Source organism: Ramlibacter sp. JJN2-2R, from assembly GCF_057747835.1.
Genome location: NZ_CM173226.1, coordinates 1,467,188 through 1,487,458, shown reverse-complemented (window position 1 = coordinate 1,487,458; position 20,271 = coordinate 1,467,188). Strand labels below are relative to the sequence as shown.

At 70.9% G+C, this 20,271-nt stretch carries 23 protein-coding genes; 12 read left to right on the top strand and 11 right to left on the bottom strand.

From position 1 onward, the window contains the following. Positions 1–16 precede the first annotated feature (16 nt). Both ku and AC3ANR_RS07310 read right to left on the bottom strand, forming a co-directional pair. On the bottom strand, positions 17–1,015 hold the full coding sequence (gene ku, locus AC3ANR_RS07315; RefSeq protein ID WP_488291221.1) for a non-homologous end joining protein Ku: 999 nt from the start codon (positions 1,013–1,015) through the stop codon (positions 17–19). A gap of 59 nt (positions 1,016–1,074) precedes the next feature. Continuing rightward, positions 1,075–2,322: an SUMF1/EgtB/PvdO family nonheme iron enzyme gene (locus tag AC3ANR_RS07310; protein WP_488291220.1), complete on the bottom strand. Its 1,248-nt coding sequence runs from the start codon at positions 2,320–2,322 to the stop codon at positions 1,075–1,077. 166 nt (positions 2,323–2,488) lie between these two features. Here AC3ANR_RS07310 and AC3ANR_RS07305 point away from each other — a divergent pair, with 166 nt between their 5' ends. The 3 genes from AC3ANR_RS07305 (at position 2,489) to AC3ANR_RS07295 (ending at position 5,604) form a co-directional block, all read left to right on the top strand. Next, on the top strand, positions 2,489–3,085 hold the full coding sequence (locus AC3ANR_RS07305) for a TRAP transporter small permease subunit (RefSeq protein WP_488291219.1): 597 nt from the start codon (positions 2,489–2,491) through the stop codon (positions 3,083–3,085). 24 nt (positions 3,086–3,109) lie between these two features. Then, a complete protein-coding gene (locus AC3ANR_RS07300) occupies positions 3,110–4,906 on the top strand; it encodes a TRAP transporter large permease (protein ID WP_488291218.1) in 1,797 nt (598 codons plus the stop codon). 176 nt (positions 4,907–5,082) lie between these two features. Next, positions 5,083–5,604 (top strand): hypothetical protein, encoded by a 522-nt coding sequence (locus AC3ANR_RS07295; protein WP_488291217.1) that lies wholly within the window; start codon positions 5,083–5,085, stop codon positions 5,602–5,604. On the opposite strand, the gene AC3ANR_RS07290 is transcribed toward AC3ANR_RS07295, so the two are convergent. Together AC3ANR_RS07290 and AC3ANR_RS07285 are read right to left on the bottom strand one after the other, a co-directional pair. Beyond that, a complete protein-coding gene (locus AC3ANR_RS07290; RefSeq protein WP_488291216.1) occupies positions 5,571–5,876 on the bottom strand; it encodes an antibiotic biosynthesis monooxygenase family protein in 306 nt (101 codons plus the stop codon). The genes AC3ANR_RS07295 and AC3ANR_RS07290 overlap by 34 nt on opposite strands. A gap of 17 nt (positions 5,877–5,893) precedes the next feature. Continuing rightward, a complete protein-coding gene (locus AC3ANR_RS07285; RefSeq protein WP_488291215.1) occupies positions 5,894–6,220 on the bottom strand; it encodes a 2Fe-2S iron-sulfur cluster-binding protein in 327 nt (108 codons plus the stop codon). Between the two features lie 94 nt (positions 6,221–6,314). On the opposite strand from AC3ANR_RS07285, the gene AC3ANR_RS07280 reads away from it, so the two are divergent. The 4 genes from AC3ANR_RS07280 to AC3ANR_RS07265 are packed head-to-tail and all read left to right on the top strand — an operon-like array spanning position 6,315 to position 9,429. After that, complete coding sequence (locus AC3ANR_RS07280; protein ID WP_488291214.1) at positions 6,315–6,845, top strand: DUF4142 domain-containing protein; 531 nt, start codon at positions 6,315–6,317, stop codon at positions 6,843–6,845. 1 nt (position 6,846) lies between these two features. Beyond that, the gene (locus AC3ANR_RS07275) at positions 6,847–7,152 is read left to right on the top strand and encodes a cupredoxin domain-containing protein (protein WP_488291213.1); all 306 of its coding nucleotides are present in this window, start codon (positions 6,847–6,849) and stop codon (positions 7,150–7,152) included. Next, a complete protein-coding gene (locus AC3ANR_RS07270; protein WP_488291212.1) occupies positions 7,149–7,844 on the top strand; it encodes an RNA polymerase sigma factor in 696 nt (231 codons plus the stop codon). The genes AC3ANR_RS07275 and AC3ANR_RS07270 overlap by 4 nt, the downstream gene beginning before the upstream one ends. 52 nt (positions 7,845–7,896) lie before the next feature. Next, a complete protein-coding gene (locus AC3ANR_RS07265; RefSeq protein ID WP_488291211.1) occupies positions 7,897–9,429 on the top strand; it encodes a class I adenylate-forming enzyme family protein in 1,533 nt (510 codons plus the stop codon). A 25-nt stretch (positions 9,430–9,454) separates the two neighbouring features. Here the strand turns inward: AC3ANR_RS07265 and AC3ANR_RS07260 are convergent, their stop codons facing one another. Beyond that, positions 9,455–9,730: a hypothetical protein gene (locus tag AC3ANR_RS07260; protein WP_488291210.1), complete on the bottom strand. Its 276-nt coding sequence runs from the start codon at positions 9,728–9,730 to the stop codon at positions 9,455–9,457. Positions 9,731–9,844: 114 nt separating this feature from the next. Here AC3ANR_RS07260 and AC3ANR_RS07255 point away from each other — a divergent pair, with 114 nt between their 5' ends. Continuing rightward, positions 9,845–10,555 (top strand): DUF1345 domain-containing protein, encoded by a 711-nt coding sequence (locus AC3ANR_RS07255; protein ID WP_488291209.1) that lies wholly within the window; start codon positions 9,845–9,847, stop codon positions 10,553–10,555. Between the two features lie 78 nt (positions 10,556–10,633). After that, on the top strand, positions 10,634–11,239 hold the full coding sequence (locus AC3ANR_RS07250) for an ATP-dependent Clp protease proteolytic subunit (RefSeq protein ID WP_488291208.1): 606 nt from the start codon (positions 10,634–10,636) through the stop codon (positions 11,237–11,239). A gap of 67 nt (positions 11,240–11,306) precedes the next feature. Here the strand turns inward: AC3ANR_RS07250 and AC3ANR_RS07245 are convergent, their stop codons facing one another. Further along, positions 11,307–11,654 carry a hypothetical protein gene (locus AC3ANR_RS07245; protein ID WP_488291207.1) on the bottom strand — a complete coding sequence of 116 codons (348 nt, stop codon included), beginning with the start codon at positions 11,652–11,654 and terminating at the stop codon, positions 11,307–11,309. 624 nt (positions 11,655–12,278) lie between these two features. On the opposite strand from AC3ANR_RS07245, the gene AC3ANR_RS07240 reads away from it, so the two are divergent. Then, a complete protein-coding gene (locus AC3ANR_RS07240) occupies positions 12,279–13,721 on the top strand; it encodes a family 8 glycosyl hydrolase (protein ID WP_488291206.1) in 1,443 nt (480 codons plus the stop codon). Between the two features lie 683 nt (positions 13,722–14,404). Here the strand turns inward: AC3ANR_RS07240 and AC3ANR_RS07235 are convergent. Further along, positions 14,405–15,592: an acetyl-CoA C-acetyltransferase gene (locus tag AC3ANR_RS07235; protein ID WP_488291205.1), complete on the bottom strand. Its 1,188-nt coding sequence runs from the start codon at positions 15,590–15,592 to the stop codon at positions 14,405–14,407. A 38-nt stretch (positions 15,593–15,630) separates the two neighbouring features. Between AC3ANR_RS07235 and AC3ANR_RS07230 the strand changes: the two genes are divergently transcribed. After that, complete coding sequence (locus AC3ANR_RS07230; protein ID WP_488291204.1) at positions 15,631–15,990, top strand: hypothetical protein; 360 nt, start codon at positions 15,631–15,633, stop codon at positions 15,988–15,990. 222 nt (positions 15,991–16,212) lie between these two features. Then, entirely contained in the window at positions 16,213–16,446 is a 234-nt protein-coding gene (locus tag AC3ANR_RS07225; protein WP_488291203.1) for a hypothetical protein, read from the top strand. Between the two features lie 102 nt (positions 16,447–16,548). Here AC3ANR_RS07225 and AC3ANR_RS07220 read toward each other — a convergent pair whose 3' ends face one another. The 4 genes from AC3ANR_RS07220 to AC3ANR_RS07205 form a co-directional block, all read right to left on the bottom strand. Then, on the bottom strand, positions 16,549–17,634 hold the full coding sequence (locus AC3ANR_RS07220) for a DUF4382 domain-containing protein (protein ID WP_488291202.1): 1,086 nt from the start codon (positions 17,632–17,634) through the stop codon (positions 16,549–16,551). A gap of 302 nt (positions 17,635–17,936) precedes the next feature. Next, the gene (locus AC3ANR_RS07215; RefSeq protein WP_488291763.1) at positions 17,937–18,683 is read right to left on the bottom strand and encodes an ABC transporter substrate-binding protein; all 747 of its coding nucleotides are present in this window, start codon (positions 18,681–18,683) and stop codon (positions 17,937–17,939) included. Between the two features lie 65 nt (positions 18,684–18,748). Further along, a complete protein-coding gene (locus AC3ANR_RS07210) occupies positions 18,749–19,450 on the bottom strand; it encodes an ATP-binding cassette domain-containing protein (RefSeq protein WP_488291201.1) in 702 nt (233 codons plus the stop codon). Next, on the bottom strand, positions 19,447–20,181 hold the full coding sequence (locus tag AC3ANR_RS07205; protein WP_488291200.1) for an ABC transporter permease: 735 nt from the start codon (positions 20,179–20,181) through the stop codon (positions 19,447–19,449). The genes AC3ANR_RS07210 and AC3ANR_RS07205 overlap by 4 nt, the downstream gene beginning before the upstream one ends. Between the last annotated feature and the right edge of the window lie 90 nt (positions 20,182–20,271).

The window sequence follows — 20,271 nt, the reverse complement described above, 5'->3', positions numbered from 1 at the left end:
GGTCGGGTGAAGGCGGCTACTTGCGCGCGGCCGGCTTGACGCTGGTGCGCGCCTTGGCCGGCTTGCCCGCGGCGGCCCGCTTGCGCGGCGCGGGTTCTTCGTCCTCCTGCGCGGCGACGGCGCGCTTGCGCGTCGCGGTCTCGTCGTTGGCGGCCGCGCGCCGCCGCGGCGTCGCGGGCGCGGGCGCCGGCGCACGCGCCGCGGCGGGAGCCTTCGATTGCAGGCTGCGGCGCAGCAGCTCCGTCAGGTCGATGATCTCCGCGGTCGGCGACGGTGTTTCCTCGCCCGGCAGCGGCTCCAGCGTCGCGACGTCGCCGGCGGCGGCCTTGGCCTGCACCAGCTGCTGCAGCTTCTCCTTGAACTCGTCGTGGAACAGGTCCGGGCTCCAGGCGGCCGCCATGTCGTTGACCAGCTGCTCGGCCATCTTGATCTCGCGCTCGTTCGGCGCCGCGGCGGCCGCATCGCCCTGCGTCGAAGCCGGCGCCTCGCGCACCTCGTCGGACCAGCGCAGCAGCTCCAGCACCAGGCCGTGCGGCGACGGCATCAGCGCGGCCAGGTGCTGCTTGGTGGAGATCACCACCCTGGCCAGGCCCGCCTTGCCGGTGCGCTCCAGCACGTCGCGCAGCAACGCGAACGGCTTGAGCCCCCGGGTGCCGGGCGCCACGTGGTACGGCTTGCTGAAGTACGGCGCCGGAATGTCGTCGGCGTCGACGAAGGCCTCGATCTCGATGGTCTGGGTCGACCTGGGCAGCGCGTTGCGGATCTCTTCCTTGGACAGCACGACGTACTGCCCCTCCCCGACCTGGATGCCCTTGACCAGCTCCTCGCGCTGCACGGCCTCGCCTGTGGTCTTGCTGACCTGGCGGTTGCCCACCGGGCTCATGGTGGCCGGGTCGATGAGGTTGAATTTCGGGCGCGTCTCGGCCGTCGCGCTGTACAGCACGACGGGGATGTGCACCAGCCCGAAGCTGATCGCACCCTTCCACACCGCACGGGTGCTCGCCGGAGCGCTCATGGCCCCACCTTAGGCGCGGCGTGCCGGCCGGGTCTGTAGGCTCGGCCTCCCTCGCGCTGTCAGACGGCGCAGCTGCGAAAGCCCGTGAACCCGTCGTCACGCCCGGGCAGCGCGAACCCGCGCCGCGTGGGCCAGCGCAACCGCGCGGGCGTCGCGAACGACGCCCCGCGCAGCACGCGGGCCCGACCGAACGCCGGCTGGGGGTCGAAGTCGCCGTGCCGCGCCCAGGGGTCGGCCTCGAAGCCGGGCCAGGGCCGCAGCGTGCCGGCCGTCCACTCGTGCACCTCGCCCCAGCGAAAGCCCCGCGATGCGGCCCGGTGGGCGGCGATCTCCCACTCGACTTCGGTGGGCAGGCGGCGCCCGGCCCAGCGCGCCCACGCGTCGGCCTCCCACCAGCTCGCGTGCATCACGGCCTGCTGCGCGGCCATGCGCGTCGGGCGGCCGAACAGCGACTGCATCACCGCTCCGCTCGCCACGCCGATCTGCTCGACGTGCCTCGGCGCGCGCCGCCCGCCCTCCTGCGCCTGCAGCCAGGCCCAGCCCTGCGGCTGCCACAGGGCCTGGTTGTCGTAGCCGCCGTCGTCCACGAACTCGACGAACTGGCCCCAGGTCACGGGCTGCGCATCGATCTCGAACTCGGGCACCGCCTCCTCGTGCGGGCCGCGCTCGACGTCGAAGCAGAAGCCGCCCTCCACCGAGCCCAGCGTCCAGCGCGTCGCCGGCAGGTGCAAGGGCTCGCGCACGGCCGCCACCGGCGGCAACGCCAGCGGCACCGCGAGCCCGAGCGACTGCGCCTGGCGCACCACCTGCTCGGCGCGCAGGTCCTCGTGGAAGAGCGCGGCGCGGAAGAAGTACAGGCCGTCGTCGTCCGGGGTGGCGCGCTCCAGCAGTTCGAGCGTCAGCTCCAGCGTCTGCAGCAGGTAGCCGCGCACTTCGTCCAGGTCGGGCAGCGGCATGTCCCACCGGCTCGCGTGCACCGCCAGCAAGGGGTGGTACCAACGGTCGGCCATCGGCTCGATCGACGGCAATCGCGGCGCGTCCGGCGGGCACGCCCGCCCGAGCCCGCGGCGCGGGTTGCGCAGGATCCAGCTCTCGGCGAACCACGCGATGTGGCCGGCCAGCCATTGCAGCAGTTCGAACTCCGGCCGCGCGGGCACCTGCAGCTTCGCCGCGGCCAGTGCATCGCGCTGCTGCGAGAGCAGCGCCAGCGTCCGGTTGCGCGCGTCCATCAGCGCGAGCGACAGCCGATCGGCGCCGGCACGGCGCACGTCCTCATCCTGGCGGCGTGTGGAAACTTCGGATGGCATCCCGGGCAGGATAGGGATAAACACGGGCGGCTTCGCGTCAAGAAGTCGTCAGCTTTGCACTTATAGTCCAGCTCAGAATTTCGCACTACAACGAAAGTGCGCGGGCGATCGCCCAGGGTGGGCGACGCTGCGGCGCGCGCTCCCCACCACACTCCGGAGACAGCACATGCAGGCGTTGCTGAAATTGTCGCGGGCGATCGACAGGATGTCGGCGCTGGTCGGCCGATGGGTCATCTGGCTCATCCTGGCTTCCACCCTGATCAGCGGCCTCAACGCCGCGGTCCGCAAGGCGTTCAACGTCAGCTCCAACGCCTACCTCGAGGTGCAGTGGTACCTGTTCGCCGCCGCCTTCCTGCTGGCGGCCGGCTACACGCTGCTCAACGGCGAGCACGTGAAGATCGACGTCGTCTACGGGCGCCTGTCGCGCAAGACGCAGAACGCGATCGACATCTTCGGCTTCCTGGTGTTCCTGCTGCCCGTGTGCGCGGCCGTGCTGTGGTTCGGCACGCCGTTCTTCCTGCAGGGCCTGCGCTCCGGCGAGATGTCCTCCAACGCCGGCGGCCTGATCCGCTGGCCGGTCTACCTGATGATGCCGCTGGGCTTCGCGCTGCTCACGCTGCAGGGCCTGTCCGAGCTGATCAAGCGCATCGCCTTCGGCATGGGCCTGATCGAGGATCCGACCCTGAAGAAGGGCGAGAAGTCGGCCGAGGAGGAGCTCGCCGAGGAGATCCGCCGCCTGGCGGAGCAGGAAGGCAAGGCCTGACGGCCCGCGCACGAGGACAACACGATGGACTTCTTCATCCAGAACCTGGCCCCGATCATGTTCGCGGGCCTCATCGTCTTCCTGCTGCTGGGATTCCCGGTGGCCTTCAGCCTGGGCGCCTGCGGGCTGTTCTTCGGCTTCATCGGCATCGAGCTGGGCGTGCTACCCGAGTCGCTGCTGCAGGCGCTGCCGCTGCGCATCTACGGGATCATGCAGAACGACACGCTGCTGGCGATCCCGTTCTTCACGCTCATGGGCCTGATCCTGGAGCGAAGCGGCATGGCGGAGGACCTGCTGGACACGATCGGCCAGCTGTTCGGCCCGTTGCGCGGCGGCCTGGCCATCGCGGTGATCCTGGTGGGCGCCCTGCTCGCGGCCACCACCGGCGTGGTGGCGGCCTCGGTGATCTCGATGGGCCTGATCTCGCTGCCCATCATGCTGCGCTACGGCTATGACCGCCGGCTCGCCTCCGGCGTGATCGCCGCGTCGGGCACGCTGGCCCAGATCATTCCGCCCTCGCTGGTGCTGATCGTGCTGGCCGACCAGCTGGGCCGCAGCGTCGGCGACATGTACAAGGGCGCGTTCATCCCCGGCTTCGTGCTCACCGGGTTCTACATCCTGTACGTGGTCGGCGTCGCGATCTTCAAGCCGCAGATGGCGCCGGCGCTGCCGCTGGAAGCGCGCTCGATCCGCGAGGACAACGGCAAGAGCGGCCTGCCCTCGCTGGTCGTGCTGACGGTGGTCTGCGCGATCGCGGCCTTCGTGCTCGGCGAGTACTACGGGCACGTGGTCGCCTGGTGGCGCGGCAGCGACACCCCGGTGACGGTGGCGACCGACGAGACCATCGTGGTGTCCATGGCCGCCGGCGTCATCCTGGCCTTCATCGCCGCGCTGGTGAACAAGTTCACCGGCATGGGCCTGCTCTCGCGCATCGCCGAGCGCGTGACATTCGTGCTGATCCCGCCGCTGCTGCTGATCTTCCTGGTGCTCGGCACCATCTTCCTGGGCATCGCCACCCCGACCGAAGGCGGCGCGATGGGCGCCATCGGCGCCATCGCCATGGCCGTCAGCCGCGGCCGGCTGAGCTTCTCGCTGCTCAAGCAGGCGCTGAACACGACCACCAAGCTGTCCTGCTTCGTGGTGTTCATCCTGATCGGCTCGACGATGTTCAGCCTGACCTTCCAGGGCGTCGACGGCCCGCGCTGGGTGGAGCACCTGCTCACCAGCCTGCCCGGCGGCCAGCTGGGCTTCCTGATCGTCGTCAACATCCTGATCTTCGTCCTGGCGTTCTTCCTCGACTTCTTCGAGCTGTCGTTCATCATCGTGCCGCTGATCGGGCCGGTGGCCGAGAAGCTGGGCATCGACCTGATCTGGTTCGGCGTGCTGCTGGGCGTGAACATGCAGACCTCGTTCATGCACCCGCCGTTCGGCTTCGCGCTGTTCTACCTGCGCAGCGTCGCGCCGATGAAGGAGTACGTCGACAAGCTGACGCGCAAGACCATCGCGCCGGTGACCACGATGCAGATCTACTGGGGCGCGGTGCCGTTCGTGATCATCCAGATCGTGATGGTGGCGCTGATCATCGCCTTCCCCGGCATCGTCTCGCGCGACAAGCAAGAGAAGATCGACCTGGACAAGGTCAAGATCGAGATGCCCGTCGAGGAGAACTTCGGCGCTCCCGACATGTCGGCCGGCGGCGCGCAGCCGCCCGCCAGCGCCCCCGCTGCGGGCAGCGACGCCGGCGTTCCCACGCCGCCCGAGCCCGAGAAGACCTCGCCCGAGGACGAACAGAAGAAGATCGACGAGCTGTTCAAGAAGTGACGTCCCGCGCGTCCATGCTCCAGGGGCCCCTCGCGGGCCCCTTTCCTTTTCCCAAGTCCCGCGCGGCGGCTCAACGAAACGATCGGTGCCCGCGGCTCGTTGCCGGATGTCACCCGCGCCGGCACGGGTGACCGTGCTGGCGCTCCTGCCCTGGACCGGTCACCATGCGGGCTCCCATGACCACGGCCCATCTCCAGATCGGCGAGCGGCAGGCGCGGCTGGCGCTGGCCGGCGACAACGCCCGGCCGCGGCACGCGTTCGTGCTCGATCTCGCCTGGCCGGGGCCGACCGGCCGCCCCTTCGCCGCGGCGCTGCCGACCGAGGCCGAACTCGAGGCCGCGATCGAACGCATCGAGGAGGTCGTGATGCCGCTGGCCCGCCAGGTGCCCCCGGGCACTTCGCTGCGCACGGACGACGCGGTGGCCGGCGTGCTCGCGCGGTGGCTGGGGCGCGCCCCCGGCAGCACGCTCACGGTCGACGACGTCGAGACCGCGTTCCGTGCGCTGGCCGACATCGCGGGCGGCCAGCCGCCATCCGTGTCGCGCTGGCCGGCCGACTTCGGCCTGCCAGCCCGGGTGCTCGTCGTGCGCGAGCTGATGCACCACGCGGGCTTCGCGTCGCTACAGGCCGGCGACCGAGGGCCGCGCCGCCCGGCCCCGCCGCCTCAGGCCGGCGGGACGCCGTCGGCCGGGCGGTAGTGCGAGACGATCGGGAACGGATCGTAGAAGTGATGCAGCAGGCGCTTCCACTCCTGGTAGGCCGGCGACTGCCGGAAGCCCACCTCGTGGTCCTCCAGCGTGCGCCAGCGCACGAGCAGCAGGTACTCCGAGGGCCGCTCGAGGCAGCGCTGCAGCTCGTGCGACACGTAGCCGGGCGAGGCGGCAATGAGGCGCTGTGCCTGCCGGAAGGCGGCCTCGAACGCCGCCTCCTGGCCGGGGCGCACGGGCAGGGGTGCCACTTCGAGGATCACGGGCGAACGTCCTTGCATCAGACCTGCCGTTCGGGCAGTTGCACTTCGATGGCGGGGATGCCGTCGCTCGCCAGCAACTGGCAGCTCAGGCGGCTGGTCGGGCGCCGTTCGGCCGCCACGTAGCCGAGCATGTCCAGTTCGTCGGCGGACGCCGCCGGCAGCAGCGCGAGATGCCGCTCGTTCACGTACACATGGCAGGTGGCGCAGGTCAGCAGGCCGCCGCACTCGGCCTCGATGCCGTGCAGGTTCGCGTCCATCGCGGCCCGCATCAGCGACTGGCCGGCGCGCACGTCCAGGACGGCCACGGGCTCGCCCCGCGGCGAAAGGTAGGTGACGCTGGTCATGCACGCATTATTCCTGCCCGGCCGGGCCGCCCCGCCGGGAACGCGCGCGCGGGTCGTGACATCCATTGCCGCACCACCCTCCAAGGAGACTCCCATGCGCCAGGATTCGTTGCTGCTCGCCATCGCCGTCGCCGCCACCGCGGCGTGGCTTCCCGCCCAGGCCCAGCAGCAGGGCCCCACCGATCCGCAGATCGCCCACATCGTCGTCACTGCCAACCAGGTCGACATCGACGCCGGCAAGGTGGCGGCCCAACGCGCCCAGGGCCGCGACGTGCGGGCCTTCGGCAAGCAGATGGTGGCCGACCACACCTCGGTCAACAAGTCGGCCACCGACCTGGTGCGCAAGCTGCACGTGAAGCCGGAGGCCAACGACACCAGCGCCGCCCTGCGCAAGGGCGGCGACGAGAACCTGGCCCAGCTGCGCAAGCTGCGCGGCAAGGCGTTCGACAAGGCCTACGTCGACCACGAGGTGGCCTACCATCAGGCGGTGATCGATGCGGTGGACAAGACGCTGATCCCGTCAGCGAAGAACGAGGAGCTCAAGGCGCTGCTCGAGAAGGTGCGCCCGGCGCTGGTCGCGCACCTGGACCATGCCAAGCACATGCAGGCCGCCCTGGGGAAGTGAGATGCGGACCGCCGCGACACTGCTGCTCGCCCTGGCCGCCCTGCCCGGCCTGGCCGCCGCCAGCACGCACGTCGTCACCATCGAAGGCATGAAGTTCCAGCCGGCCGCGTTGACGGTGCGAACCGGCGACACGGTCGTCTGGCGCAACGCGGACATGGTGCCGCACACCGCCACCTCGGCCAACCGCTTCGACTCCGGCGGGATCGCCGCCGGCAAGGCCTGGCGGTGGACGGCCGGCAAGCCGGGCCGGTACGGCTACGTGTGCGCGTTCCATCCCGGCATGCAGGGCGAGGTGACCGTGCGATGACGCAGGTCCACGCTTCGAGCACCCCGGCCACGGTCGACGATGCGGCGCTGCTGCGGCGCGTCGGCGAGCGTGACCCGGCCGCGTTCGAATTGCTGATGCGCCGCCACAACCGGCGGCTGTATCGCGTGGCCCGCTCGATCCTGCGCCAGGCCGCCGACGCCGAGGACGCCTTGCAGGAAGCCTACCTGTGCGCCTACCGCTCGCTCGGCGCGTACCGAGGCGAGGCCTCGGTCGCCACCTGGCTGACGCGCATCGTGGTGAACGAGTGCCTCGGCCGGTTGCGGCGCCGCGCCCGGCGCGACAACATCGTGCCCATCACGCCGGCGCACGCACTGCCCGGCGACGGCGACACCGAGCAGGCCGCGACCCCCTCCGCGGTCGACGAGGAGACGCCCGACCGGGCCCTGGTGCGCACGGAGCTGCGCCAGCTGCTGGAGCGGCGCATCGACGAGCTGCCGCAGGACTTCCGCGCGGTCTTCGTGATGCGCTCGGTCGAGGAGCTGAGCGTGGAGGAAACGGCGCAATGCCTGGGCATCCCGGAGGCCACCGTGCGCAGCCGCCACTTCCGCGCCCGCAGCCTGCTGCGCGAGTCGATCGCCCAGGACCTGGACCTGGCCGAGCACGACGTGTTCGACTTCGACGGCGAGCGCTGCGACCGCATCGTCGCCGGCGTGCTGGCCCGCGCGGGCTGAGGCTGCAGGGCGCGGCCGGGGCAGAATGCGCCCAGCCTCCTCCACGCCTGCCATGACTGCATCTCCCGCCCCCTCCGCACTGCCGCCCTTTCGCCAGATCACCGACCTCGTGCGCGAGCATGCCGCCGCGCGCCCGGCGCACACCGCGCTGGTGCAGGGCGCGAGACGCCTTTCCTGGGGCGAGATGGACGCGCTGGTGGACCGCATCGCCGCCTCGCTGCAGCGCGACGGCATCCAGCCTCGCGAGGCGATCGCCATCAGCGGCGCCAACAGCATCGAGTACGCCGCGCTGTTCCTGGGCGCGCTGCGGGCCGGCGCGGCGGTCGCGCCGCTGCCCACCGGCGCCACGCGCGAGCAGCTCGCCGGCATGGTCGCCGACAGCGGCGCGCGCCTGCTGTTCGCCGATGCGTCCGTGCCGGCGCTGGCGCCGGACGTGCCGCGCATCGCCATGGACGGCAGCCCGGGCCATCGCCCGCTTCGCGACTGGCTGGCGCCAGAAGGCACGAAGCCGAAAGCCGTCGACGTGCAGCCCGACTGGCCCTTCAACATCATCTATTCGTCCGGCACCACCGGCACGCCCAAGGGCATCGTGCAGCCGCATTCCATGCGCTGGGCCCACGTGGGGCGGGCCGAGGCCGGCGGCTACGGTCCGGCCTCGGTGGCGCTGCTCGCCACCTCCCTGTGCTCCAACACCACGCTGGTGTGCTTCTTCCCGGCGCTGTCGCGCGGCGGCACCGTCGTGCTGTCCGAGGGCCGGTTCGATCCCGAGGCCTGGCTGCGCCTGGCCGAGCGCGAGCGCGCCACGCACACCATGCTGGTGCCGGTGCAGTACCACCGGCTGATGGCGCATCCGCGCTTCGACGCGTTCGACCTGTCCTCGTTCGTCATGAAGTTCTGCACCAGCGCGCCGTTCGCGGCGACGCTGAAGGCCGACGTGCTGCGGCGCTGGCCGGGCGGGCTGATCGAGTACTACGGCATGACCGAGGGCGGCGGCACCTGCATGCTGGCCGCGCACGAGTTCCCCAACAAGCTGCACACCGTGGGCAAGCCGGCCGAGGGGCACGACATCCGCCTGATCGACGAAGCCGGGCGCGAGCTGCCGCCCGGCGAGATCGGCGAGGTGGTCGGCCGCTCGGCATCGATGATGACCCGGTACCACAACCAGCCGGCCAAGACGCGCGAGGCCGAGTGGTACGACACGCACGGCACCCGCTTCATCCGCACAGGCGACGTCGGGCGCTTCGACGCCGACGGCTTCCTCACGCTGATGGACCGCCGCAAGGACATGGTGATCAGCGGCGGCTTCAACATCTACCCGAGCGACCTCGAGGCGGTGCTGCGCGAGCACCCCGCCGTCGCCGACGCCGCGGTGGTGGGCATTCCCTCGGCCGAATGGGGCGAGTCGCCCGTGGCCTGGGTGGTCCCGCGCGCGGCCGCGCCCGAGGCGGAAGCCCTGCGCCAGTGGGCCAACGAGCGCCTGGGCAAGACCCAGCGGCTGGCCGGCCTGCGCTACCTCCCCGAGCTGCCGCGCAGCGACATCGGCAAGGTGCTCAAGCGGCAGCTGCGGGAGATGTGGACCGCGTGACGGCCGGCGCGGCCCGGCCGCGCGGTCAGGTGCGCGACGGCTGCGTGCGCGCCGGGGCCGGCTGCTGCTGGGGCTGCTGGGCCTGCGGTTGCTGCTGCTGCGCCTGTTGCTCGCGCTCCTTCTTGGCCGCGCGGTGGTGGCCGACGGCGCAGCCGGCAGCGGCGCCGAGCGCGCCGTGGTGGCCGGCCACATGGCCGGCGACGCCCCCGACGGCGGCCCCCTTCAGGCAGCCCTTGGCATGGGCGACGGGCGTGGCGGCGACGCAGGCCACGAGGGCGGCGGCAAGCAGGGAGGTCTTCATGGCAATGTCCTTGGAGGTTGCGTGTTCGATGCCGCCAGCATGGCTCCGACGGGCCAGGCCCGGCGTGGGCGCCGCCCGCAGGCGGCGGTAGGAACTGCGGGACAATTCGCCGCGATGCCAGCCGACACGACCCCCACCGAAGCCGCCCCGCGGGGCCGGCGCGGCTACGCGGTGCTCTGGCCGGCGCTGCGGGCGCGGCCCCGGCTGCTCGGCTCCATCCTGTTCGGCCTGGCCGTAGGCGTGGCGTGCGGGTACGCCACGTCGCTGGAATTCGCCGCCGCCATGCTGATCGGGTGGAACGCCGGCGCCCTGCTCTACCTGGCGCTGGCGTGGGAAATGATGCGCCACGTGCCCGTGGAAGTGATCCGCAGCCGCTCGGTGGGCCAGGACGAGGGCCGCATGACGATCCTGGCGCTGGTGGTGCTGGCGGCCGCCGCCGTGCTGCTGGCCGTGGGCTCGCAGCTGGCGCAGTTCAAGGACATGCACGGGCTGGAGCGCGGCGGGCACCTCGCGCTGGCCGCCCTGACCTTCGTGACGTCCTGGCTGTTCACCCAGGTGCTGTTCGCGCTGCACTATGCGCACGACTTCTACCTGGCGCGCCACCGCGGCCAGGACGACCTGCTGGACTTCCCCGGCACCGCGGAGCCGGGCTACGGCGACTTCTTCTACTTCGCCTGCGTCATCGGCACCTCGGCGCAGACGGCGGACGTCAGCTTCACCGGCTCGACGCTGCGGCCCGTGGGCACGCTGCATTGCGTGCTTGCGTTTTTCTTCAACACCGCCCTGCTGGGCCTGTCGATCAACGTGCTGGCCAGCACGCTGTGAGGCCACCGGCGCGCCCGCCGGCCGATGGGCCGCCGGCCGGTGCATGATGGCGGCCTGAATTGCTCACAGGAGTCCTGAATGGAAACCCCCCACGAACACGACGAACCGAGCGCGGCGCCTTCGACCGCGGAGCCGCGCAACGCCTTTCTCGAAGAGAAGGCCTTCAAGTCGCGCACCGTGCTGCTCTTCGGCGAGGTGAGCGACCGCTCTGCCGCCGACATCGCGCGGCGCCTGATCGCGCTGGATGCCGAATCGGACAAGCCGATCGACATGCTGGTCAGCTCGCCCGGCGGCCACCTGGAATCGGGCGATGCCATCCACGACATCATCCGCTTCATCGCCGCGCCGGTGAACATGATCGGCACCGGCTGGGTGGGCAGCGCCGCCACCCACCTGTACCTGGCCGTGCCGCGCGAGCGCCGCTTCTGCCTGCCCAACACACGCTTCCTGATCCACCAGCCCAGCGGCGGCGCCGGCGGGCCGGCGAGCGACATCGCCATCCACGCCAAGGAAATCATCAAGGCGCGCGAACGCATCGCCCAGACCATCGCGCGGGAGACCGGCAAGCCGCTGGACAGCGTGATGCAGGACATCGAGCGCGACCGCTGGCTGTCGGCCGAGGAGGCGATCGACTACGGCCTGGTGGGCCGCATCATCTCCAACAAGTCCGAACTGCGGCGCTGATCCGGCGCCCCCCAAGAAAAAAAGCCCGGCCGAGCCGGGCTTTTTCGTGTCACGAACGAGCGGACGCTCAGGAAGCCTTGGTGGTCTTCTTGGCGGCCTTCTCGTCGGCCTTGGCGCGCTTGACGTCGGCTTCGGCCTTGTCGTAGGCAGCCTTGGCGTCCTTCTTGCAGGCCTTTTCCTCGTCGCCCTTGAGCGGCTTGCACTTGGCCTTGGCGGCCTTGTAGTCGGCCTTGGCCTGCTTCTGCATGGCCTTGCTGTCGGTGGCGGCCATCGTGCCGGCGCTCGCGCTGGGCGCGGTGCTCGTGCTCGGGGCGGTCGTGCTGGCGCTGGCGGCAGCGCTGGGAGCGGTGGCGGTCTGTGCGCCAGCCAGGCCCACGAAAAGGGCAGCGCCGAGCGCAATCAGGGTCTTGTTCATCAGAGATCTCTCCTGTCGATGGTTGATGCGGGCCGAGAAATGCACCCGGCCCCTCCAGTCAACGCGCCACGTCGAAGCCGGTTTGTAGGACAAGCGCGATTGATGCGGTGCTGCCGTCGCGCACATCGCTGAAGACTGCATGGGATGTTCTCCCATCCGCGGCGCGACGGGACCGTCGCCGCCGATTCCACGCCTGGGAGTTCGCGTCAAAACGTAAGTCGTGTTGCAGGCCGGCCGTGCGACACGCGTGCGAACGAGTTCACAGCCGAGCAGCGGCCAGCTCGGCAGTTCGAGAACTGCAAGGCTCATCCATTCGCGCAGCAGCGTGAATTGGCGCGCAAGCTCGGCCATTCGAGCCTACAGCCGAGCTGATCCCGGCCCCGGTCGTGCAACACATCACGCCCGGCCGTTACTTCTCTAGGACGGCAGGCCGTGGCCATGTCGGACTTCTCCTACTAGAGTCGCGCCTCCTGCTGAGGTTTGGGCTGGGATCCCGGGCTCGCGACAGGGCCCACTCCCGGCCCGCTCACCGCGTCCCACCGGCTGCCCTCGGTGCTTGTGCAACTCCGCCCCGCGGCACGCTTTTGCCTCTCCCGCGACGGCGGTTCTTACACCTGGTTGTTCATGAAAAGGCGCATCTTTCTTCACTCCGGTTCGGCAGCAGTGGCCGCGACGCTCGCAGCGTGCGGCGGCGGCGGTGGCGGCGACACCACCATGGCCGATGCCAGCACCGGCGTGACGGCGGACGAGCTCGCGGCACGCAACGCGAACGCCAACAAGAAGTCGACCACGACCACCGGCAGCTCGACCACCACGACCACGACCACGACGACGACGACCACCACCAGCCCGACCACCTCGTCCACGACGACCCAGCAGACGAGCACGGTCCCCGGCATCGGCTACCCGTTCGGTTCGCGGTTGAGCTCCTACGTGGCCGGCATCGTGCCGAGCAACGTGAGCAACGCACAGATGGATGCGTCGATCAAGTCCTCGTACGACGCCTGGAAGGCCAACGGCATCGTGGACGTGCCGACCGTCCCGGGCGGCAAGGCCCTGCGCTTCAGCGGCTCCTACATCACCGTCTCCGAGGCGATGGGCTACGCCATGCTGATCACGGTGGTGATGGCCGGCTACGACGCCAACGCCCGCGCGACCTTCGACGCGCTGCTGACCACCGTGCGCGCCCGCCCGGCCTACAGCATTCCGGCGTCCTCCGGCGGCCCGTACCTGATGGACTGGCGCCTGACGGCCGACGGCTCGTCGACCGACGCCGCCGGCGGCGGCTGGAACGCCATGGACGGCGACCTGGACATCGCCCTGGCGCTGCTGATGGCCGACCGCCAGTGGGGTTCGACCACCGGCAAGTGGAACTACAAGCAGGAAGGCATCAACACGATCAACGCCATGAAGGCGTTCAACATGAAGCCGGACGGCACGACCAAGGGCATGGCCACGCCCAACGTCAGCCGCACCTCCGACTACATGATCGGCCACTTCCGCGCCTTCGCGAAGGCGACCGGCGACGCGTACTGGAGCACCACGGTCATCGACCGCTGCTACGCGCTGATCGACCGCATGCAGACGGTGTTCTCGCCGTCGGCGGGCCTGATGCCGGACTTCATCGTCGCCACCGACACGTCCACGCCCTACCCCTCGCCGGGCGGCATGGGCGACTTCACCTCGACCGAGATGCACTACTTCGCCAACGCGCAGCGCAACCCGTGGCGCTGGGGCACGGACTACGTGCTGTCGGGCGACGTGCGCTGGAAGAACGTGCTGAACAAGATGATGGCGTTCTTCAAGGCCGACACCGGCGGCGACCCGGCGCGCACGGCCATCGGCTACGAGCTGAGCGGCACCCCGATGCAGCGCCCGTACCCGAACTGGACGCCCAAGGGCATGATCGGCCCGCAGCTGTGCGGCGCGATGGTCGACTCCAGCCACCAGACCTACCTGAACGCCACCTGGGCGTTCAACGCCGGCAACTTCAGCCTGAACTACTACGACGCCGAGCTGCAGCTGCTGCCGATGCTGGTGGCGTCGGGCAACTGGTGGACGCCCTGATCGCATCGCATCGCGCGACCTGATCCTGGTTTGATTCGTTGGGCGAGGACCGCAAGGTTCCTCGCCCAACGTGCTTTGGCGCTGTAGCCATGGCGGCACTGCCAGGATTGCTCCAGCGGCGGGCCTGGATTCCCGCTTTCGCGGGAACGACAGGGGTGAGGTGGCTGGGCGCCGCCGAGTGGGAATGGCAGGGAATGGCCGGCTGCGTGAAATGGCACCGGCGTCGGTCACGAGGCCCTCCCCGCTGCTCGCAGGCGGCAGGTGATGCACGTCGGGGGCGATTTCTGGCCTGAGCGACGCCGCAGGGGCGCGGGCCCTGGCGAGCGACCGCAGGGAGCGCAGCTCGACATGAACCTCTGACTCGCGGCACGTGTCTGAGCGGAGCCGCAGGCGCAGCGAGTTGTGCCGCGTGGGCCCGCGCCCCGGAAGGCGGCGCGCGACTGTGCGCAGCCGCAGGCGAAGCACGGAGAGGGCCAGCATGAGCCCCTGGCGGGCGTCCCCTGCCGCCCGCCCCGGACGCCCGGTCCGCCCCGGTCCCCGCCCCCGCCCCCGCCCCCGCCCCCGCCCTCGCGATCCGCGATCCGCGATGCGCGATCCGCAATCCGCGCAGCCGCACCTCCCTCCTCGCCGGCCCCAAAAGAAAAGGGCCGCAAAGAGCGGCCCCATCCCTCGCAGGCACCAGATCAGGTCAATCTCTCGACGATCGTCACGTTCGCCATGCCGCCGCCTTCGCACATCGTCTGCAGGCCGTAGCGGCCCTTGCGCTGCTGCAGCACGTTCAGCAGCGTCGTCATCAGCTTGGCGCCGGACGCGCCCAGCGGGTGGCCCAGGGCGATGGCGCCGCCGTGGACGTTCAGGCGGGCCGGGTCGGCGCCAGTCGCCTGCAGCCAGGCCAGCGGCACCGGCGCGAACGCCTCGTTGACCTCGAACGCATCGATGTCGTCGATCGACAGCCCGGCCTTCTTCAGCGCCGCCTGCGTGGCCGGGATCGGCGCCTCCAGCATCACGACCGGGTCGTGGCCCAGCACCGAGAGGTGGTGGATGCGCGCGATCGGCTGCAGGCCGAAGGTCTTGAGCGCGCGTTCGCTCACCACCATCACGCCCGCGGCGCCGTCGGCGATCTGGCTGGCGGTGGCCGCGGTGATCACGCCTTCGGGCTGCAGCAGCTTCACCCCCGCGATGCTCTCGAGCGTCGCGTCGAAGCGGATGCCCTCGTCCACGGTGTGCATCTCGCCGCCCTCGCCCTCACCCTGCTCGCCCGCGCGGCGCGCGCGCACCGGCAGGATCTCGGCCGCGAAGGCGCCGGCCTCGGTGGCGGCGCGGGCGCGGCGGTGGCTCTCCAGGGCGTAGGCGTCGAGCGCGTCCTTCGCCAGCCCGTACTTTCGCGCCAGCATCTCCGCCCCCATGAACTGGCTGAACTCGATGCCGGGATAGCGCTGCTGGATGCGCGGGCTCATGTAGAAGCCCAGCCCGTTCCTGCGCGGCAGCTCGCTGGAAGTGAACATGGGCACGCGGCTCATGCTCTCGACGCCGGCGGCGATCACGACGTCCTGGGTGCCGGACATCACCGCCTGGGCGGCGAACTGCAAGGCCTGCTGCGACGAGCCGCACTGGCGGTCGATCGACGTGGCGGGCACCGACTCGGGCAGCCTGCTGGCCAGCACCGCGTTGCGCGCGATGTTGGAGGACTGCTCGCCGACCTGGCTGACGCAGCCCATCAGGACGTCCTCCACCGCGGCGGGGTCGATTCCGGTGCGGGCCACCAGCGCGTCCAGCACTTCGGCGGCGAGGTCGGCGGGGTGCCAGCCCGAGAGACGGCCATTGCGGCGGCCCGCGGCGGTGCGGACGGCGGCTGCGAGATAGGCTTGCATGCGGCCATTATTCACCGCCGGGGCATTAGCATCGGGGGATGTCCTTCAGCATGTCGGTCTCCCACGAAGCCGGCCGCCTGCGCGTCACGGCGCATGGCGAAGCGGGCCTGCCCGAATTCATCGCGCTGGCCGATTTCATCCGCAGCATCGCGGCCGGCCGCGGCTACCGGCGCGCGCTGATCGACCTGCTGGAGGTGCGACCGCACCTGTCCTTCACCGAGCACCTGCAACTGGGCACCCACCTGGGCCGACTGAGCCTGGACCTCGAGCGCGTGGCATCGGTGGTGCCGGCCTCGCAACGCACGGGCGCGAGCGAGAAGGCGGCGCAGAAGACCGGCGTGACGCTGCGCACCTTCACCGACCTGAGCGAAGCGGCGGACTGGCTTTCCAGTCCCTGACCGCGGGTCGGCGCAGCCCGACACCTGTAGGCAGGCCCTGACCTCAGCAGGCGGCGGCGCCCCGCATGGCCGGCCCGGCCCCGGTCCTATCGTCCCGACCATCATCAATGCGTTTCGGGAGATACGACATGCCCATCATCCTCTGGCTTCTCGGCGTTCCGCTCGGCCTCGTCCTGCTGCTCTGGCTGTTCCACATCATCTGAACGCCAGGGAGCCCGCCCCATGCAGTACCACCCGGCTGACACCACCACCGTCGTCTCGGAGGACGGCACGCGGTACCGGTCCAAGGTCGGTGGCGCGCCGTTCACCACCGTCTCGGCGGTGATCGGCGCCACCATGAGCTGCTGGGTCTGCGGGCGCCACGCGCTGCGGCAACTCGGGGGCTTTCGCCGGTTGCTGGGCGCCAAGCGATTCGTCTGCGCCGACCACGCGGCCAAGGCCAGCGCACCGGCCTGACGCCGGCGCCCGCCGGCCCATAAAAAAAGGGCGTGCACTCGGTGCACGCCCTTCAAACCCGACCTGCGGCGCATCGACCGCAGGCAGGCCAGGCCCTCCAGGTCAGGGCGAGAAGGTCAGGTTGACGCTCTGGTCCGCGGTGCCCACGTCGGTGTCCTTCTGGACCGTCGTGCGGCCGGCGGCCGAAGCCTCCACCTTGTACTTGCCGGCCACGGCGGCGTCCGGCGTGAAGGTCAGCGCGCTGCCGCTGGTGAAGGTGGACTTCACCGGGGCGCCGGCGGGCACCTTCAGCGTGTAGTTCGCCGTCGTCGCGTCCACCGGCAGGTGCGTCACCTCCACCGTCGGGCCGCCCGTCAGCGCCTGCACCGCACGCACGGAAGCATCCGTGGCCAGCGTCAGCGTCGTCGTGGTCGAACCGGTGGCTCCCACCGAGGCGGTGCCGGTGATCTGGCGCATCGCGGAGGTCGGCGGCAGGATCGCCGTGCTGGTGCCGTTGAGCGTCACGCTCTGCGTCGCCGTCACGGGCACGCTCGGGACCACGGCGGTGCTGTGCCCATCGGAGGTCACGACCACGTCGTAGCTGCCGGCGGGCAGCGAGGGCAGCACGAACTTGCCGGTGGCGTCGGGCACCGTGGAGCGCACGACCGCGCCGCCTTGCTGGGCGGTGACCAGCGTGCCGTTCAGGGTCAGCGTGGTGCTCACGTAGCCCTGGATGCCCGAGGCCACGCGCGGCGTGACGGACATGACGGGCTTGAGGATGTACTTGCCGGAATTGCCCGCGCTGACCACGGAGCGGCAGGCATCGAAGTCCAGCAGCAGGTCGGCGGTCTGGCCGCTCTGCACCTCGAAGTTGGTCTTGAGCTTCAGGCCGCTTTGCTGGGCGCTCGGCGTGGTCAGGGCCACGAGAGCGCCGCCGGTGGGCTGCACCGCGTTGGCCAGCTGGTTGTTGCCGCCGTTGTCCACCAGCACCAGGCGCACCTGGGTGTACGTGCCGGCGCCCAGCTGGGTCTGGCCCAGTTCCTCGAGCACGCCGTTGGTCAGCTCCAGCAGGTCGATGCGCTTGGGCGTGGCCAGGGTGATCTCGCTCCAGCCCGCATCCGAATCGGACGCCGTGCTGCTCTGGTGCACGCGCACCCCGGAGACCGTCACATAGACATGGTCATAGCCGCACGCCGGAGCGTCGGTCATCGCCATGCGCAAGGTACCGACACCGGTTGCGGTGGTGTCGCCGCCGCCACCGCCGCCGCCACATGCGGCCAGGGTGGCTGCCAGCGCCACGGCGGCACAGCCGCCCCAAACTTGCAGGGCACGCCCATTCGTTCCGATCTGCATCACGTTCCTTTGGTTCTGTGAAGGAGGCCCGGATGGTCGCGGGCGGATGCGGATGAGGTGTCAGAACGTGTAACCGATGCTTCGGCGAATGTCGGCCTTCCTTGGGGCGCTTACGAATCGTTGCTTGCGGATGGGCCAAATTCCCATTCGCGCCACCCTCAGCGGCTGGCGTTCGGGAAGAACAGCTGCTGGCCGTCGATCTTGTACGCCGCGATCGCCGCCTGACCGGCGGGCGAGGTGATCCAGTCGACGAACTTCTGCGCCTCGGCCTGCTTCACGTGCGGGTGCCGGGCGGGATTGACCGCGATGGCGCCATATTGATTGAAGAGCCGCTGGTCGCCCTCGACCACGATGGCCAGGTCGCCCCGGTTGCGAAAGCTCAGCCAGGTGCCGCGGTCGGCCAGCAGGTACGCATTGGAGGAGGCGGCGATGTTCAGCGCCGGGCCCATGCCGCAGCCGCACTCGCGGTAGCCGCTGCCCTTGGCGTCCGACAGGCCGGCATCCTTCCAGTAGCGAAGCTCGGCAGCATGGGTGCCGCTCTTGTCGCCGCGCGAGATGAACGGCGCGTTGGCCTGCGCCAGCTTGCGCAGGGCGGCCACGATGTCGCGGCCGCGCACGCCGGCCGGGTCCGCCTTGGGGCCGATCAGCACGAAGTCGTTGTACATCACCGGAAAGCGCTGCACCCCGAAGCCCTCGGCGACGAACTTCTCCTCGGCCACCTTGTCGTGCACCAGCAGCGCGTCGGCGTCGCCGCGGCGCCCCATGTCGATGGCCTGCCCGGTGCCCACCGCCACCACCTTGACGGCGATGCCGGTGGCCTGGGTGAAGGCCGGCAGCAGGTGCTTGAACAGCCCCGACTGCTCGGTGGACGTCGTCGAGGCGAGCGTGAAGGTCGCCTGGGCCATCGCCAGCGGCGCGCACAGCGCCAGCGGAAGGGCGACGCACAGCGCGCGCCGGAGGGTGCGGAAGGTCATGCCATCTCTCCTTGCAGGAACAGGTCGGCTTCGCGGGACATGCCTGCGAGCCGGTTGCGGTCGAAGAATTCCCCGACCGGCAGGTCCGCGAGCAACCGGCCGCGCTCCAGGTACACGACCCGCGTGGCCAGGCGCTTGACCTGGCCGAGGTTGTGGCTGGCGAACACCATGGTGACGCCGGCGGCGGCGAACTCGGCCATGAGCGCCTCGACCTCGCGCTTGGCGGGCGGATCGAGGTTGGCGGTGGGCTCGTCGAGGAACAGCAGGTCGGGCTGCAGGCTCCAGGCGCGCGCGAACGCCACGCGCTGCTGCTGCCCCGCGGACAGGTGGCGCGCGTTGCGGCCCGCGATGGCTTGCAGCCCCACCCGCGCCAGCGCCTGCGGCGCGCGCTCGCGCGCCTGCCGCCACGGCACGCCCGCGAGCCACAGGCCGAGCGCCAGGTTGCGCTGCACGCTGCTGCGCAGCAGGAACGGCCGTTGGAACACCATCGCCTGTCGTGCCGACGCGTCGCGCACGAGGCGGCCGCGCGCCGGCGGCAGCAGGCCGTGCAGCGCGCGCAGCAGCGTGCTCTTGCCGCTGCCATTGGCGCCGATCAGCGCGAGCCGCTCGCCCCGTTGCACCTGCAGCGTGATGCCGCGCAGGATGGTCGCGGGGCCGATGGCGACGTCGGCGCCTTCCAGTTGCAGCAGCGCGGTCAAGAAGCCACCCCCTGCAGCCCGCCGGACAGGTCGGCGTGCGCCAGCCGCCAGCGCCGCAACAGCGCGACGACGGCGTTGAGCGCCAGCACGATCGCGAGCAGCACCACCCCGAGCGCGACGGCCAGCGGCAGGTCGCCCTTGCTGGTCTCCAGCGCGATGGCGGTGGTCATCACGCGCGTGAAGCCGTCGATGTTGCCGCCCACGATCATCACCGCGCCCACTTCCGAGATCGCGCGGCCGAAGCAGGCCAGCAGCACCGTGAGCATGGCGTAGCGCTCGTCCCACACCAGCAGCAAGCCGCGCAGCCAGGCCCGCGCACCGAGCGAGGCGAGCTGCTCGCCATGGGCCTGCTCCGCGTCGTCCACCAGCTGCCGGGTCAGCGCCGCGGCGACGGGCGCGACCAGCAGCGACTGCGCGATGACCATCGCCTGGAAGGAGAACAGCCAGCCGAGCCAGCCGAACGGGCCGGAGCGCGACAGCAGCAGGTAGACGATCAGGCCCACCACCACGGAGGGAACGGCCAGCAGGGTGTGCAGCACGGCCAGCGCCGCGCCGCGCCCGGCGAAGCGCGCGACGCCCAGCCAGGCGCCCAGCACGGCGCCGGCGAGGCAGCCGATCGCGCAGGCGGTGGCGCTCACCGCGAGGGACCGGCCGACGATGGCCAGCAGCTGGGGCTCGGCGCCGGCCAGGAGCAGGAAGGCGGTCCGGACCACCTCGGAGAAGTCGCTCATCGGTTGCGATTGTCGCCCGGCCGGCCAGGCCCCGGCGCCCGGGATGTCCCCAGCCGCCGCGGGCCGACTCCCGGCCACGCGCCGCTCCCC

Bases quoted from the DNA above. Each gene is read 5' to 3' on its own strand.
- ku (WP_488291221.1), bottom strand. From the start codon at position 1,015: ATGAGCGCTCCGGCGAGCACCCGTGCGGTGTGGAAGGGTGCGATCAGC.
- AC3ANR_RS07310 (WP_488291220.1), bottom strand. From the start codon at position 2,322: ATGCCATCCGAAGTTTCCACACGCCGCCAGGATGAGGACGTGCGCCGT.
- AC3ANR_RS07305 (WP_488291219.1), top strand. From the start codon at position 2,489: ATGCAGGCGTTGCTGAAATTGTCGCGGGCGATCGACAGGATGTCGGCG.
- AC3ANR_RS07300 (WP_488291218.1), top strand. From the start codon at position 3,110: ATGGACTTCTTCATCCAGAACCTGGCCCCGATCATGTTCGCGGGCCTC.
- AC3ANR_RS07295 (WP_488291217.1), top strand. From the start codon at position 5,083: ATGACCACGGCCCATCTCCAGATCGGCGAGCGGCAGGCGCGGCTGGCG.
- AC3ANR_RS07285 (WP_488291215.1), bottom strand. From the start codon at position 6,220: ATGACCAGCGTCACCTACCTTTCGCCGCGGGGCGAGCCCGTGGCCGTC.
- AC3ANR_RS07280 (WP_488291214.1), top strand. From the start codon at position 6,315: ATGCGCCAGGATTCGTTGCTGCTCGCCATCGCCGTCGCCGCCACCGCG.
- AC3ANR_RS07275 (WP_488291213.1), top strand. From the start codon at position 6,847: ATGCGGACCGCCGCGACACTGCTGCTCGCCCTGGCCGCCCTGCCCGGC.
- AC3ANR_RS07270 (WP_488291212.1), top strand. From the start codon at position 7,149: ATGACGCAGGTCCACGCTTCGAGCACCCCGGCCACGGTCGACGATGCG.
- AC3ANR_RS07265 (WP_488291211.1), top strand. From the start codon at position 7,897: ATGACTGCATCTCCCGCCCCCTCCGCACTGCCGCCCTTTCGCCAGATC.
- AC3ANR_RS07260 (WP_488291210.1), bottom strand. From the start codon at position 9,730: ATGAAGACCTCCCTGCTTGCCGCCGCCCTCGTGGCCTGCGTCGCCGCC.
- AC3ANR_RS07255 (WP_488291209.1), top strand. From the start codon at position 9,845: ATGCCAGCCGACACGACCCCCACCGAAGCCGCCCCGCGGGGCCGGCGC.
- AC3ANR_RS07250 (WP_488291208.1), top strand. From the start codon at position 10,634: ATGGAAACCCCCCACGAACACGACGAACCGAGCGCGGCGCCTTCGACC.
- AC3ANR_RS07245 (WP_488291207.1), bottom strand. From the start codon at position 11,654: ATGAACAAGACCCTGATTGCGCTCGGCGCTGCCCTTTTCGTGGGCCTG.
- AC3ANR_RS07240 (WP_488291206.1), top strand. From the start codon at position 12,279: ATGAAAAGGCGCATCTTTCTTCACTCCGGTTCGGCAGCAGTGGCCGCG.
- AC3ANR_RS07235 (WP_488291205.1), bottom strand. From the start codon at position 15,592: ATGCAAGCCTATCTCGCAGCCGCCGTCCGCACCGCCGCGGGCCGCCGC.
- AC3ANR_RS07230 (WP_488291204.1), top strand. From the start codon at position 15,631: ATGTCCTTCAGCATGTCGGTCTCCCACGAAGCCGGCCGCCTGCGCGTC.
- AC3ANR_RS07225 (WP_488291203.1), top strand. From the start codon at position 16,213: ATGCAGTACCACCCGGCTGACACCACCACCGTCGTCTCGGAGGACGGC.
- AC3ANR_RS07220 (WP_488291202.1), bottom strand. From the start codon at position 17,634: ATGACCGACGCTCCGGCGTGCGGCTATGACCATGTCTATGTGACGGTC.
- AC3ANR_RS07215 (WP_488291763.1), bottom strand. From the start codon at position 18,683: ATGGCCCAGGCGACCTTCACGCTCGCCTCGACGACGTCCACCGAGCAG.
- AC3ANR_RS07205 (WP_488291200.1), bottom strand. From the start codon at position 20,181: ATGAGCGACTTCTCCGAGGTGGTCCGGACCGCCTTCCTGCTCCTGGCC.